The following is a 13,484-nucleotide window of genomic DNA, read 5'->3' as shown; positions in this document are numbered from 1 at the left end:
CCGGACGCGCGGGCGAGGCCCGCGTCCGCTCCCGCACCCTCGTCCTCGCCCGCGACCCCCGGCACCCCGTCGCCCCCGGCGCGGCGTGCCCGCCCGTCCCGGGCGAGCGCGGGATCCTGGAGGACGGCACCCTGTGGTGGTGGGCCCCCGCCGACCCCGTCCTGCCGGGCCTCACGCTGACCGCCGATCCGGACGCGCTCGCGGCCCTGCTCGGCACGGCGCCGGGCCGGGCCCGCCTCACGTGGCGCGGCTACCGGCCGCGGGACCGGGCGGTCCTGGCCGTCGAGGCGACCGGCGACGACGGCGTCGTGGCCCGCACGTTCCTGAAGGTGCTCCCGCCCGCGCGCGCCGCACGGGTCGCCCGGCGCATGGCCGCGGCGGGGGCGGCCGGGGTGCCGGTGCCCGCCGTCCTCGCGGCGCCGGAGCGCGGGGTGCTCCCGCTCGCGAGCGTGCCGGGCCTGCCCTGGCGGGCGCTGCTGGCCGGGCCCGAGGCCGCCGCGCTCGACCCCGCGCGGGTCGCCGCGCTGCTGGACCGGCTGCCGCCGGTGCCCGAGGAGCCCCCCGACCCGGCCGGCCCCACGGCCGGGGCGGCCGGGGGCGCCGACGTGGACGACGGCGGACCCGCCGTCCTGCTCGAGCACGCCACGTGGGCCGCCGTCGTGCTGGACCCCGAGGCCCAGGACGAGGCCGCCGCCCGGGCGGACCGGCTCCGCGCGGCGCTCGCGGCCGGGGACCCCGGCCCGCGCGTGCCCGTGCACGGCGACCTGCACCCGGGGAACCTGCACGTGGACGCCGCGGGGGAGCGGATCACCGGCGTGCTGGACGCCGACGACCTGGGCATGGGGCACCGCGTGGACGACTGGGCCGTCCTGATCGCCCATCTCGAGGCGGGCGCCGTGGACCTCGGTGCCGGCGGCGCCGCGCTGCGCGCCGTGGCCGCACGGTTCCGGCGCCACGCCCGCAGCGAGGTCGACGAGGTGGCGCTGGCGGCCCGCGTCGCGACCGTGCTCGCCGCCCTCGCGGCGCAGCCGACCGCGCCCCGCGCCGTGCGGTCCGCCCGCCGGGCCGCCGCCGACGCCGCCCTGGCCCGCGTCGGCCTCTGACCCGCGACGGCGGCCACCCCCTCGAGCGGCGGTCAGTCCGCGCCGAGCCCCTCCCGGAGCGCGTCGAGCTCGTCCCGGACGCGCGCGGCGCCGTCGTGGTCCCCGAGGGCGGACAGGCACTGGTGCAGGCCCGTGAGCGCGCCGAGGCGCACGAGCGTGGAGTCGGTGGAGTCGCACACCAGGCGGAAGAGCGTCGCGGCCTGCTCGGGGCTGCCGTCCTCGGCCACCACGTAGGCGGCGAAGAGCTCGGCCTGCGCGGCGCCCTCGCGGTCCCCGGCGGCGGTGAACAGGTCGGCGGCCTGCAGCGCGGTGGCGATCGCCTCCGGCCCCCGCTCGAGCGACCACAGGGCCCGGGCGCGGGTGTCCGTGTAGTCGGCCACCTGCCAGTCGGCGCCGGCGTCCCGCACGAGGGCGAGCGCCTCCTCGAGGAGGTCGAGGCCCTCCGCCTGGCCGGACTCGCACAGCAGGTACCCGTGCGCGTGCAGCGCGGCCGGCAGCACCGCCGGGTCCTCGTCCACCGCCTGGCGCGCGGCCGCGACCGCCCGCTCGAACAGGTCGAGGGCGGAGGGCCGGGTGCGTTCGTCGCGCTCGCGGTTCACGAGGGCGCCGGCGGCCAGGAGTGTGCGCGCGGCGTCCTCCCACTGGCCGTGGGCCTCGAACAGGCCGGCCGCCTCCCGCCACAGGGGCAGCGCGTTCTCCGCGCGGTCCTGGTCGTGGTGGGCGTGGCCGAGGTCCACGAGGGCGCGGGCCTGCTCGACGTCCCGGCCGTGGGTGGCCTCGCGGCGCACCAGCCGGGCGAGCAGGGGTTCGGCCTCGTCGGCGCGGCCGGCGAGCACGAGCTGGTGCGCCCACCAGTAGCTCAGGCTCGAGGCCTCCGGCGCCTCGGCCTTCTCCGCGTGCACGGAGGCCAGCTCCCACGCGGTCACGGCGACCTCCTCGTATCCGTCGAGGTCGCCGGCCACGCGCCCGGCCAGGGCCGCCGCGGAGGCGGCGCCGCGCCGCAGCCCGACCGAGGCCATCCGCTCCGCCGCCTCGAGCGCCAGGTCGAGGGCGGCCGTCGGACGGTCCAGCTCGTGGGCGGCGATCGCCCGCACCGTGGTGGCGGAGGCCAGGACGGCGCGGGCGGCGGGCAGCGCGGTGACGACGGCGGCCGCCGCGTCCGCCTCGGCGTGCTCGCCCCGCCACAGGTGCAGGCGGGCGAGCAGCAGGTGCGCGCTGGACCACGAGCCGGTGGGCAGCAGGGCACCGGCCGCGCGCAGCCCGCCCAGGACGGCGACGACGCGGCGGGCCAGCTCGAGTGCGGCGTCCAGGTCCCCGGTGTGCACGTGGTGCACGGCCAGGGCCAGGGCGGCCTCGGGCAGGACGGTGTCCCCGGGGTCCTCGCCGGGAGCGCCCGGCTCGTCCTCCACGACGCTGGCTAGCACCGCCGCCTCGACCGTGTCCGGGTCGCGCACGAGGGCGGCGCCGAGCTGGGACTCGAGCCCGGCCTGCCGGGGCCGGCCGAGGTGGCGCAGCAGCGCCGCCCGGGCCTCCACCCAGCGGGTCAGGGCGGCCTCGTCCCCGACCTGGCCCGCGGCGACGGCGAGCGCCCGCAGCAGGGCGAGGCGGACGTCGTCCTGGCCGGGCACGAGCGCGGCCAGGCCGGAGTCGGCGAGGCGGGCGGACTCCCGGGGCTCGTCGCGCAGCGCGGCCTCGAGGGAGAGCTCCCACCAGCCTCGGGCGTCCAGGGCCGTCGGGGCGTCGGGCGCCGCGATGACGCGGGCCTGCCGGAGCAGGGCGTGCACCCGGTCCAGGGCGGCGTCGACGGCCGGCTCCACGGGGCCGCCGGAGGGGTCGTCCCGGCGGGGCGGGTCCTGCGGGGTGTCCACGGGCGCTGCTCCTTCCGGTTCCAGACGCGCGCCGGCGCCTACGCCCTGATCGTGGACGGCGGCCGCGTCCTGCTCAGCTCGTGGCAGGGGCCCGAGTTCCTGCAGTGGACGCTGCCCGGCGGCGGCATCGAGCTCGGCGAGAGCCCGGAGGAGGCGTGCCTGCGCGAGGTCTGGGAGGAGACCGGCCACACCGCCGAGCTCACGGGCCTGCTGGGCGTCACGACCGGGACGATCCCGGTGGAGAAGCGCCTGCGGGGCGAGCCGCTGCCGCTGCTCACCGTGCAGGTCCTCTACACCGCCCGCATCACGGGCGGCGTCCTGCGCCCTGAGGTCGGCGGATCCTCGACGGACGCGCGTTGGTTCGACCTCGCGGAGCTCAGCGAGCTGCGCACCGCCTCCTGGGTCACCGAGGCGCTCGCCCGTGCCGGGGTGGCCGCGTGAGCCGCCCCGCCCACCGACGCCCCGCGGCCCTCGCCGCCTCCGCCCTCGTGCTGTCGCTGGCCCTGGGGGCGTGCGCGCGGCAGGCGGACGCCCCGCCGACGCCCTCGGCGTCAGGCGCGCCGATCACGGTCGTGCACGGCGGCGAGGGCCTCGAGGCCGCAGTCGCGGCGGTCCTGGCCCGTCACCTGCGCCTGCACGGCCACGCCGTGGCGGACGAGGACGGCGTCGCCGTGGAGCAGCCCGCGTGGTCCGCCGCCGGCGGGGACACGGTCGCCGTCGTGGACACCCTGGCCCTGGCCGCCGCGGCCGACCCCGCAGCGGCGCTGCCGTCCCCGCCGTCGCCGACGTCGACGCCGACGTCGACCCCGTCGTCGACGCCGACCGGGACGGAGGCCGGCACGTCCACGGACGCTGTGCCCACCCCGCCCGTCGGCGACCCCGCGGCCGACGCCCCGGCGGCCGGGCGCGTCCTGGGGACGCTGCTCGCCGGGCAGACGGCCGCGGCGGGGACACCGCAGGACGAGGCCCCGGCGGTGCTGTCCTCGTCGGCGGGCGTGCTGCGCCTGACCGCGGTCGTCACCCAGACCACCGCGGCCCGGCTCGAGCTCGAGTCGATCACGGACCTCAACGGCTGGTGCGAGTCGCTCACCGCCGTCGCACCCCCGCCCCTGACCGCCGCGGCGGACCCGGACGCGGCCACGGCCCTGCGCGCCCGCCTGGACCGGCTCGCCGGCTGCCGCCCCGAGACCTGGCTGGCCGACACCGAGGACCCGACCGCCGCCGTCGTCGCGGACGAGGCCCAGGTCGCGCTGCTGACCGGCACGGATCCGGAGATCGACGCGAACACGCTCGTCCCGCTCGAGGACGACGGCCGCGTGCTCCCGGAGGGGCGGCTGACCGCCGTCGGCTCCGCCGCGACGCTAGACGACGACGCCGAACGGCGCATCGCCGAGGTGATGTCCGCCCTCGACGGCGACGGCCTGCGGGAGCTCGAACGGCTCACCACGGGCGCCGACCCGCTTCCGGTCGCCGAGGCCGCGCAGTACTGGCTGGTGGACCATGGCCTGGAGGACGCGCCCGAGGACTGGTTCGTCCCCCGCGGCTCCTGGTTCTGAGCCCGCGCGAGGGAGGGGCGCCGGCCCGCGTCGCACGAGCTCGACTGTGACGCACACCGCCCGGGGGGTGCCATGATGGGGGGCATGCCGACCCCGCATCCCCGCCAGTTCCGCCAGTCCGCCAAGCTGCTGAACGTCCGCTACGACGTGCGCGGCCCCATCCTGGAGGAGGCGCAGCGGATGGAGGCCGCGGGCCACCGGATCATGAAGCTGAACATCGGCAACCCGGCCCCGTTCGGCTTCGAGGCGCCGGACGCCGTCCTGGCGGCGATGCACCAGCACCTGCCGCACGCGCAGGGCTACTCGGACTCCAAGGGCATCTACTCGGCGCGCACCGCCGTCTCGCAGTACTACGAGTCCCGGGGCATCCGGGACATCGGCGTGGACGACGTGTTCATCGGCAACGGCGTCTCCGAGATGATCACGATGGTCCTGCAGGCCCTGGTCGACGACGGCGACGAGATCCTCGTCCCCTCGCCCGACTACCCGCTGTGGACCGGCGCCACCACCCTGGCCGGGGGCCGGGCGGTGCACTACCGCTGCGTCGAGGAGGAGGGCTGGGAGCCCGACCTCGAGCACATCGAGTCCCTCGTCACGGAGCGCACCAAGGGCATCGTCCTGATCAACCCGAACAACCCCACCGGCGCGGTCTACTCCCGCGCCGTGCTGCAGGGCATCGTGGACGTGGCCCGCCGCCACCACCTCGTCCTCATGGCGGACGAGATCTACGAGAAGATCACCTACGACGGCGCCCGCCACATCAACGCCGCCGGCCTGTCCGACGACGTGCTCACCCTGACGTTCTCCGGCCTGTCCAAGGCGTACCGGGTGGCGGGCTACCGCTCCGGATGGGTGGCCGTGTCCGGGCCGAAGCACCGGGCCGCCGACTTCCTCGAGGGCCTGACCCTGCTGGCCAACATGCGGATGTGCGCCAACGTGCCCGCGCAGCACGCCATCCAGGTGGCACTGGGCGGCTACCAGTCCATCAACGACCTCGTCCTGCCCGGCGGTCGGCTGCTCGAGCAGCGCAACCTCGCCCAGGACCGCCTGAACGCCATCCCCGGCGTGTCCGTGCAGCCGGCCCACGGCGCCCTCTACCTGTTCCCGCGGCTGGACCCGGAGGTCTACGCGATCGACGACGACGAGGCGTTCGTCATCGAGCTGCTCCGGGCGAAGAAGATCCTCGTCTCGCACGGCGGGGCGTTCAACTACCCGCACAGCGACCACTTCCGGCTCGTCACGCTGCCCAGCGTGAAGGACCTGAGCGTGGCCCTGGACCGCCTCGAGGACTTCCTCGAGGACTGGAGGGAGCGCCATGGCTGACACCCCGGCCACCAAGGCGGGCCGACCCGCCCGCGCCACCGACGACGGCGTCTTCGACGCCCCCGCGCGGGAGCTGTTCGCCGCCCGCCGCGGGGACGAGGTCCGGGGCCCGGCCGACGTCGACCCCGCCGCGACGCCCGGCTACGGCGGGGACAAGGCGAAGGGCAAGAAGGACCTGGCCGCGCGCGGCCGGGCGCTCGCCGACCTGCAGGAGCTGCTGTTCGCCCAGTCGGTGCGCGACGCGCCCGTGGGGGAGGTGCCGTCCCTGCTGGTGATCCTGCAGGGCATGGACACCGCCGGCAAGGGCGGGATCATGCGCCACGTGATCGGGGCGATGGACCCGCAGGGCGTCCACCTGCACGCGTTCAAGGCGCCGACCCCGGAGGAGCGCGCCCACGACTTCCTGTGGCGCATCCGACCGCATCTGCCGCGGCCCGGCCTGGTCTCCGTGTTCGACCGCTCGCACTACGAGGACGTGCTCGTGCACCGCGTGCGCGGGCTCTCCCCGCTGGCCGAGGTGGAGGAGCGCTACGGGGCGATCCGCGAGTTCGAGGCGGCCGTGCGCGCCGCGGGGACGCGGATCGTCAAGGTGATGCTGCGGATCTCGCCGGAGGAGCAGGCCGAGCGCCTGCTGGCCCGCCTGGACGACCCCACGAAGCACTGGAAGTTCAGCGAGGGCGACCTCGATGACCGCGCGTACTGGGATCAGTACACGGACGCGTACCGGATCGCGATCGAGCGGACGGACACCGAGGACGCGCCGTGGTTCATCGTGCCGGCGGACCGCAAGTGGTTCGCGCGGCTGGCGGTGCAGCAGCTGATCATCGAGACCCTGCAGGGGATGGGGCTGGACTGGCCGGAGGCGGACTTCGACGTCGCGGCGGCCCGCCGTCGACTGCTGGCGGGCTGAGCGCCGCCGTCGCGGTGGGCGGGGCAGTGGTGGTCGGACCTTGCCAAGCCCGGGGCCGCGGTGAGTGGATGGAGGAACACCGGGCGCCGCAGAGGCGCGCCGGACCCGATCCGAAAGGTGCACTCATGACTGAGAACGCTGTCCAGAACGCCCCGCTGACCGGCAAGACCGTCGCGTTCCTCGCCACCGACGGTGTCGAGCAGGTCGAGCTGACCTCCCCGTGGGAGGCCGTGATCGCCGCGGGTGCGACCCCCGTGCTCGTCTCCCCGAAGTCCGGCACCATCACCGCGATGAAGTCCGACTGGGAGCACGGTGAGTCCTTCGAGGTGAACACCACGGTGAAGGACGCCAAGGCCGAGGACTTCCACGGCCTCGTGATGCCGGGCGGCACCCTGAACGCGGACGCCCTGCGCATCGACACGGACGCCCAGGCGTTCGTGCGTGCCTTCTTCGAGCAGCACAAGCCGGTGGCGGCCATCTGCCACGCCCCGTGGACCCTGATCGAGGCCGGCGTCGTGGACGGTCGCCGTCTGACCAGCTACGCGTCCCTGGAGTCTGACCTGAAGAACGCGGGCGCCCAGTGGGTGGACGAGGAGGTCGTCGTGGACAACGGGCTGACCACCTCGCGCACCCCGGACGACCTCGACGCCTTCAACGCCAAGCTCGTGGAGGAGCTGGGCGAGGGCAAGCACGAGGACCAGACCGCCTGACCGACGTCGGGAGCGAGCCGCGTGAGGGCGGGGGCCGATGGCCCCCGCCCCCGCCGTTTCTCGAACGACAGCGTGGCGGAGGCCGCCGTTTTTCGAACGAAAGCGCCCCGAAGGCCGCCGTTTCTCGAACGAAAGCGCCCCGGAGGCCGCCGTTTCCCGAACGAAAGTGGGGGGCGGGGTCAGCCGGCGTCGGGGGCGGCTTCGCCGCGCACCTGGTCGAGGCGGACGCGGGCGCCGTCCAGCCAGGCCTGGCAGCGGTCGGCCAGGGCCTCGCCGCGCTCCCACAGGGCCAGGGACTCCTCCAGGCCGGCGCCCCCGGTCTCCAGCCGCCCCACGGTCTCCACGAGCTCAGCGCGCGCCTGCTCGTAGCTCATCTGGGCCACGTCCGAGACGTCCGCGGAGGTGAAGCCCTCCACGCCGCTCGGGCGGCCCGCGTCCTGCGTCTGCTCCATGCCCTGCTCACTCATGCCTGTCGTGTCCTCTCGGGGGATGGGGTCGGGGTGGTCCGGTGCGTCTCGACGACGTCCGCGGCGATCCGTCCGGCCGCCACGAGGATGTCGAGCCGGTCGTCCGGGGCGACCTGGTCCGCGTCGCGCACGACCTGTCCGGCGTGCTGGACCACGGCGTAGCCGCGGTCCAGGGTGCGCTGCGGGGACAGGGCGCGAACGCGGGCGCGCAGCTGCGTGAGGGCGTCCTCCTCGCGGACGAGCCGGTGGCCCAGGGCGGACCGGCCGCGCTCGCGCCACCGGTCCGTCTCCTCCTGCCGGGTGTCCACCATCACGTGCGGACGGGCCAGCACGGGCCGGGAGCGCAGGGCCGCGAGCCCCTCGGCCTCGGCGCGCACGCGGCGCTCGACGGCCGCGGCCAGCCGCAGGCGCGCATCCGCGAGTCCGGCGGCCTCCTGGGCCGCGTCCGGGACGATCCGCTTGGCCGCGTCCGTGGGGGTGGAGGCACGCAGGTCGGCGACGTCGTCGAGGACCGGGCGGTCCGCCTCGTGGCCGATCGCCGAGACGACGGGCGTGCGCGCCGCCGCCACGGCGCGCACCAGCGCCTCGTCCGAGAACGGCAGGATGACCTCCTCGAGCGCGCCGCCGCCGCGGGCGATGACGATGACGTCCACGGCCGGGTCAGCGTCGAGTTCGGCGAGCGCGACGGCCACCTGCCGAGGGGCCTCGGCGCCCTGCACGGCGACCTCACGGATCTCGAACTCGGCGGCGGGCCAGCGCAGCAGGGTGTTGCGCAGCACGTCCTTCTTCGCATCCGAGTCGCGGCCGGTGATGAGCCCGATCCGGTGGGGGAGCAGGGGCAGGGGCCGTTTGCGCGCGGGGGAGGTCAGCCCCTCCTCGGCGAGGGCCCGGCGCAGCAGCTCCACGCGGGCCAGCAGATCGCCGAGGCCGACCGGGCGCATCTCCTGCACGTTCATGGACAGGCGCCCGGCCTTGAGCCAGAAGTTCGGCTTCACGCGCGCCACCACGCGGGAGCCCTGCTGGACGGTCCCCTCCAGGGTCATGGCGACGTTCCGCCAGGCGGTGAGCGGCAGGGACACCTCCTCCTCGAGGTCCCGCATGGTCATGTAGACGTTGCCGCGGTTGTTCTTGACCTCGATGAGCTGGCCCTCGATCCACGTGGCGGGCGCGCGCTCGATGTGGGCCTTGAGGTTCTCGGAGAGCCGGCGCAGGGGCCACGGCCGCTCGGCGGAGGTCTCGCCCGCGCGGGCGGGCGCCGAGACGGGCACGTCCGACGCCGCCGGGGCGCCCTCGGTCACGGGCTGGTCCATCCGGGTCCCTCCTGTCCGCGCCCGGTCCGCCCGGGCACGGGCCCACCGTACCGCCCTCACCGGACGCGCAAGACGGCGCCCGGGCGTCCCCCGGACCCGCCGCCGGCCCGGTCGGGCGCCCAGACCGGGGAACCTCCGGCCGGGATCAGTACGCTCGACGGGGTCGGAACGGAACGGAATGGAAGGACCCCATGCGCACCACTCTCAGTTTCCTCGTCGCGGCCCTGGCGGGCCTGCTGGCGGTGCTCGCGACGGCCGGCGCCCTCGTCGACGAGGCGACGCACCGCCCGGAGCTGCTGCGCGGGGTGACGGAGCAGGTCGCCGTGGACCCCGAGGTCCGCGCCGCCGTGCCGGGGGTGATCGACGACGTCGTGCACGACGCCATCCCCGAGCAGGTGCCGGGCCCGCTGGCCCAGGCGGCCGAGGACCTGCTGCGCCCGCTGGCCCAGCGCGTGGCGGACGACCCGCAGGTGGTGCAGGGCTGGTCCGACACCGCCGACGAGGCCCGGCGCGCCTGGCTCGCCCAGCTCGAGGACCCGCAGGGCGCCGACGAGCCCGGCTCCGGCGCGGACGTGACCATCCCGTTCGGTCCCGTCGCGCAGTCCGGGATCACCGCCGCCCTGGGCGACATCGAACGTGACCTGCGCGAGGACCGGTTCGACCTGCCCGCGCAGGCGCTGCTGGAGGGGATCGTGGGCGCGGACGTCGGCGACTGGGCCGCGGACACGCTGCTGGCGCCCCTGTACGACCGTGCCGCGGACCTGCGGGACAGCACCGCGCTGCGCATGGACGCGCGCATCGACGCCTTGGCCGGCACGGACCGGGCCACCGTGCACCGCTGGGTGGACGCCTCCGCGCACTGGCGCTGGGCCGCCGCCGCGTCCGTGCTGGCGCTCGTGGGCGCCCTGCTGCTCGCCCCCCGAGGGCGGCGGGGTCTCGCCGTGGCCGTGGCGGGTGCGGTCGCCCTGGCCGGCGGGCTGATCGGTGGCGCCCGCCTGGGTCCGGACGCGGTCCACCTCATGGCGCCCGAGGGGGCCTCCCCGGGGGTGGCCGCGTTCGTCCGGCAGATGGAGGAGGCCGCCCGCCCGGCGTTCGCGGCCGCCGTCGCCCCCTACCCCCAGACCCTGACCACCCTGGGCTGGATCGTGCTGGCCGCGGGCCTGCTGCTGGCCCTGGCGGAGCTGTGGGTCGCTCGGCGTGGCCGGGTCCGTGCCGCCCGGGCGGACGGTCCCCCCGCGGTGGGCCGCTCCCACACCGCCGCCGACGTCACGTCGCGCTGAGCCCGCGGCGAAGCCCGGGCCCGGTCTGCGTCCCGGCCGATAGCATGGAGGGCATGTCCGCTCCCTCCGTCTCCACTCGTCCGTCCGCCGTCGGCCTCGGGATGCCGCAGGTCCCGCGCGTTCGTCGTTCCCGTGAGGAGGTGGAGGCGGCCGCGCCCGTGTCCGGTGGGAAGCGCGTGCTGCTGGCCGCCCCCCGTGGCTACTGCGCCGGCGTGGACCGCGCCGTCGTCGCCGTCGAGAAGGCCCTCGAGCACCACGGCGCCCCCGTGTACGTGCGCAAGGAGATCGTCCACAACCGGCACGTCGTGGACACCCTGACCGAGCGCGGTGTGGTGTTCGTCGAGGAGCTGGACGAGGTGCCCGAGGGCGCCCTGACCGTGTTCTCCGCGCACGGCGTGTCCCCGGCCGTCGTCGAGGAGGCCGCCCAGCGCAACCTGCGCACCATCGACGCCACGTGCCCGCTCGTGACCAAGGTGCATCGCGAGGCCGTGCGCTTCGCCAAGCAGGAGAAGCGGATCCTGTTGATCGGCCACGACGGTCACGAGGAGGTCGAGGGCACGTTCGGCGAGGCGCCCGAGCACACCACGGTGATCAACGACGTCGCCGAGGCCCGCACCGTCCAGGTGGAGGACCCGGACAACCTGATCTGGCTCTCCCAGACCACGCTCTCCGTGGACGAGACCCTCGAGATCGTCTCCGTGCTGCGCGAGCGGTTCCCGAACCTGCAGGACCCGCCCTCGGACGACATCTGCTACGCCACCTCCAACCGGCAGGCGGCCATCAAGTCGATCTCGCCGGAGTGCGACCTGGTGATCATCGTGGGCTCGGCGAACTCCTCGAACTCGGTGCGCCTCAAGGAGGTGGCCGCGGAGTACGGGGCCACCCGCGCCGAGCGCGTGGACTTCGCCAACCAGGTGGACGAGTCCTGGTTCGAGGGCGTGGCCACGGTGGGCCTGTCCTCCGGCGCGTCCGTGCCCGAGGTGCTGGTCCAGGAGGTGCTCGCGCTGCTGGCCGAGTACGGCTACGGGCAGGTGGACGAGGTGGTGACCGCCGAGGAGGACATCATCTTCTCCCTGCCCAAGGAGCTGCGCGCCGAACTCAAGCGGGTGGGCGACGAGTCCCGCTCGCTCGGCGGACGCCGCCGCGACACCGAGGCCTGACCGCGCCCCTCGTCTCCTCGCTGAGGCCCGCAGACTCGCCGTCACGACGCTGGCGTAGCGGCGAGTCTGCGGGCCTCGGCGTTCCGGGCCTCAGCGTGCCGGGCCGGCGGGTGGTCAGGGACTCAGAGCCCGAAGACCCAGACGAGCAGGGTCATCGACGCGATGGAGATGAGCACGGCGGCGATGATGTTCAGCCACACGCCGCCCTTCACCATCTGGCCGATGGTCACGTAGCCGGAGCCGTACGCGATGGCGTTCGGCGGGGTGGCCACGGGCAGCATGAACGCGCAGGTCGCGGCGAGGGCGACGGGCGCGGCCAGCATGAGCGGGGCGACGCCGGTGCCCAGGGCCACGCCGGAGGCGACGGGCAGGAACGTGGCCGCGGTGGCCGTGTTCGAGGTCATCTCGGTCAGCAGCAGGATGCCGACGGCGGCGATCACCACGAGCACCCACACGGGGATGTCGCCGAGGCCCTTGACCTGCTCACCGAGCCACGTGGACAGGCCCGACTTGGAGAACTGACCGGACAGGGCCAGGCCGCCGCCGAACAGCAGGAGCACGCCCCACGGCAGCTCCTTCGCGGCCTCCCAGTCCAGGAGGCGCACGCCGCGCCCGGCCCCGCCACCGGCCGGCAGGAGGAACAGGATGAGCCCGACGACCATGGCGATGGCCGCGTCCGAGAGCAGCGGGGACTTCAGGTCCAGGACGTACTCGGAGATCAGCGGCACGGTGATCCAGGCCAGCGCGGCGAGGACGAAGACGGCGAGGACCTTGGCCTCGGGGGCGCTCATGCGGCCGAGGCGGGCCAGCTCGGTGGCGATCAGGTCGCGGCCGCCGGGGACCTCGTCGATCTCGGGGCGGAACAGCACGCGGGTGAGCAGGAACCAGCACGCGAAGAGCAGCACGACGGCGATGGGCACGCCGACCAGCATCCACTGGCCGAAGCCGATCTCCACGCCGTGCTCGGCGGCCATGTGGCCCGCGAGCAGGGTGTTGGGCGGGGTGCCGATGATGGTGCCGAGCGAGCCGATGGACGCGGCGTACGCGATGCCGAGCATGAGCGCGGTGCCGAAGTTGGACTTCGTGAGGGAGCGGATCTCGGCCTGCGTGGGGGCCTCGCCGGGCGCGGATGCGGGCGCGGCGGGGCGGTCGACCTGGCCCGCTGCCTCGTCCCCGGTCAGGGCGTCGTCCGTGCCGTAGCGCTGGACGAGCACGAGGATGGACACGCCGATGGGGAGCATCATCACGGCGGTGGCGGTGTTGGACACCCACATGGAGATGAACCCGGTGGCGATCATGAAGCCCAGGACGAGGTTCACGGTCCTGGCGCCCATGAACTTCAGGACGCCGAGCGCGATGCGCCGGTGCAGGTTCCAGCGCTGCATGGCCAGGGCGAGCATGAAGCCGCCCATGAACAGGAAGATGATGTTGTTGCCGTAGCTCGCGCCGATGGAGTCGAAGGTGATGCCGCCGTCGGACTCCTCGGCGGGCACGCCGAGCGGGAAGATGACGAGCGGCAGCAGGGCGGTGGCGGGGATGGGCAGGGCCTCGGTCATCCACCACACGGCCATGAGCACGGCGGTGGCGGCGACGAGGCGGGGCCAGACGCCGAGGTCGCCCGGCATCAGCAGGAACAGGGCGACGGCGAGCAGGGGGCCGGCCACGAGGCCGATGATGCGTTTGACGTTCTCGCCGCCGGTCAGCGGCTCGTCACGCATGCCCGGGGAGAGCTCATGTTCGAACTCCTGGGCGGCCGCCCGGGGGTCGAAGCGGGAGACGTGCTCGTTGACGTTGCGC

12 protein-coding genes are annotated in these 13,484 nt (G+C 75.4%); 8 read left to right on the top strand and 4 right to left on the bottom strand.

Translation table 11 applies throughout. The features are described from left to right. Positions 1-1,103: phosphotransferase (locus J1M41_RS06170; RefSeq protein WP_241247798.1), on the top strand; the 1,103-nt coding region annotated here is incomplete at its 5' end. 32 nt (positions 1,104-1,135) lie between these two features. Here the strand turns inward: J1M41_RS06170 and J1M41_RS06165 are convergent. Continuing rightward, a complete protein-coding gene (locus J1M41_RS06165; RefSeq protein ID WP_206451381.1) occupies positions 1,136-2,971 on the bottom strand; it encodes a hypothetical protein in 1,836 nt (611 codons plus the stop codon). Here J1M41_RS06165 and J1M41_RS06160 point away from each other — a divergent pair. From J1M41_RS06160 to J1M41_RS06140, 5 genes are all read left to right on the top strand, one after another. Then, positions 2,957-3,412, top strand: coding sequence for an NUDIX hydrolase (locus tag J1M41_RS06160; RefSeq protein ID WP_206451438.1), 456 nt, complete (start codon positions 2,957-2,959; stop codon positions 3,410-3,412). The genes J1M41_RS06165 and J1M41_RS06160 overlap by 15 nt on opposite strands. Further along, a complete protein-coding gene (locus tag J1M41_RS06155) occupies positions 3,409-4,527 on the top strand; it encodes a glycine betaine ABC transporter substrate-binding protein (protein WP_206451380.1) in 1,119 nt (372 codons plus the stop codon). Before J1M41_RS06160 ends, J1M41_RS06155 begins: the two co-directional genes overlap by 4 nt. Positions 4,528-4,611: 84 nt before the next feature. Further along, the gene (locus tag J1M41_RS06150) at positions 4,612-5,850 is read left to right on the top strand and encodes a pyridoxal phosphate-dependent aminotransferase (protein WP_115165994.1); all 1,239 of its coding nucleotides are present in this window, start codon (positions 4,612-4,614) and stop codon (positions 5,848-5,850) included. Beyond that, on the top strand, positions 5,843-6,760 hold the full coding sequence (locus tag J1M41_RS06145) for a PPK2 family polyphosphate kinase (protein ID WP_206451379.1): 918 nt from the start codon (positions 5,843-5,845) through the stop codon (positions 6,758-6,760). Before J1M41_RS06150 ends, J1M41_RS06145 begins: the two co-directional genes overlap by 8 nt. A gap of 125 nt (positions 6,761-6,885) precedes the next feature. Then, complete coding sequence (locus tag J1M41_RS06140; protein ID WP_141843768.1) at positions 6,886-7,470, top strand: type 1 glutamine amidotransferase domain-containing protein; 585 nt, start codon at positions 6,886-6,888, stop codon at positions 7,468-7,470. Between the two features lie 179 nt (positions 7,471-7,649). On the opposite strand, the gene J1M41_RS06135 is transcribed toward J1M41_RS06140, so the two are convergent. Next, complete coding sequence (locus J1M41_RS06135; RefSeq protein WP_206451378.1) at positions 7,650-7,937, bottom strand: exodeoxyribonuclease VII small subunit; 288 nt, start codon at positions 7,935-7,937, stop codon at positions 7,650-7,652. Continuing rightward, positions 7,934-9,247, bottom strand: coding sequence for an exodeoxyribonuclease VII large subunit (gene xseA, locus J1M41_RS06130; RefSeq protein ID WP_206451377.1), 1,314 nt, complete (start codon positions 9,245-9,247; stop codon positions 7,934-7,936). Before xseA ends, J1M41_RS06135 begins: the two co-directional genes overlap by 4 nt. Positions 9,248-9,438: 191 nt before the next feature. On the opposite strand from xseA, the gene J1M41_RS06125 reads away from it, so the two are divergent. After that, positions 9,439-10,527 carry a hypothetical protein gene (locus J1M41_RS06125; RefSeq protein ID WP_206451376.1) on the top strand — a complete coding sequence of 363 codons (1,089 nt, stop codon included), beginning with the start codon at positions 9,439-9,441 and terminating at the stop codon, positions 10,525-10,527. A gap of 53 nt (positions 10,528-10,580) precedes the next feature. Then, positions 10,581-11,687: a 4-hydroxy-3-methylbut-2-enyl diphosphate reductase gene (locus J1M41_RS06120; protein ID WP_206451375.1), complete on the top strand. Its 1,107-nt coding sequence runs from the start codon at positions 10,581-10,583 to the stop codon at positions 11,685-11,687. Between the two features lie 122 nt (positions 11,688-11,809). Here the strand turns inward: J1M41_RS06120 and J1M41_RS06115 are convergent. Further along, positions 11,810-13,484 (bottom strand): DASS family sodium-coupled anion symporter (locus J1M41_RS06115; RefSeq protein ID WP_206451374.1); only part of this gene is annotated, 1,675 nt, incomplete at its 5' end.

It is taken from the genome of Micrococcus sp. KRD096 (assembly GCF_017168495.1).
Classification (GTDB): domain Bacteria; phylum Actinomycetota; class Actinomycetes; order Actinomycetales; family Micrococcaceae; genus Micrococcus; species Micrococcus luteus.
Note: the sequence above shows the minus strand (reverse complement) of the source record. Positions and strands in the feature narration are given on the sequence as shown.